General features: G+C 45.4%; 1 protein-coding gene. It reads right to left on the reverse strand.

What is annotated here, in order from left to right; genetic code table 11:
* On the reverse strand, window positions 1–373 hold a 373-nt coding region (locus tag R7Q46_RS25690; RefSeq protein WP_318078016.1), incomplete at its 3' end, for a cupin domain-containing protein.
* Between the last annotated feature and the right edge of the window lie 527 nt (window positions 374–900).

Raw genomic sequence — 900 nt, forward strand, 5'->3', positions numbered from 1 at the left:
TTGCTACATGTGAAAACCAGCTGTCTTTAGCTGCGCCGTGCCAATGCTTAGTGCCAGGTGCAATATGCACGACGTCGCCCACGTTGAGCGCTTGCGCTGGCTGACCAAATTCTTGATACCACCCACGGCCTCCCGTCACGAGTAAGATTTGTCCGCCTTCGTGATGAATGTGCCAAAAATTACGGCAGCCCGGTTCAAACGTCACATTTGCTACGATCAGCCCCGGTTGGTTGAGCAACGCCAAGTAGCTTGTCCCCGTGAAGTAATCGGCATACGCTTCGTTCTTTGCCCCGAAATCAAAAATGCCACGGCCGTTAAATACTCCTGCTTTTAGTGATTGTGGAATCTGTGTGTTTGCTGTGTGATTAACCATTGCTCTACGTCTCTTTATGGAATGCAGGATGCGTATCGAGCATTCGCCAAACTGTGTAGATCTCGGTGGTGGCGGTGTCATTAAAAAGTTAGCCTATTCATGGCTAATACTTGCCTAATTTTCCAAACAATTGGACTTACATTTTGGTACTAGAGACGACCAACCGTCTCTTCTTCTGCCAAGAACAATAAATAAACCATTAATTTAAAAGCAAAATAAGTAAGAATAGAGATTAAAAACGTTTAAATTGGAACGGTTCAAAATCGCACAAAAGGAAAACAGCGCCTTGCCTGATAATCTTTACTTCGCAAAATGTCGTGATATACATTGAATAACAACCTCAATAATCCGAGAGCCTTTTCGCGATGTCAGATTCATCACCAACCAGCTTACCAAGTAGAGCATTCGCCACTCAGAAATTAGCCAAACTGATTGATCGATGGACGGGAAACGCAAACCAATACGACACGCCAATTTCGGGGTTGAGGTTCAGTCGTTGGACAACGCCGACGCCGCCTACGAGCTAT

This window comes from Vibrio sp. 811, assembly GCF_033339195.1.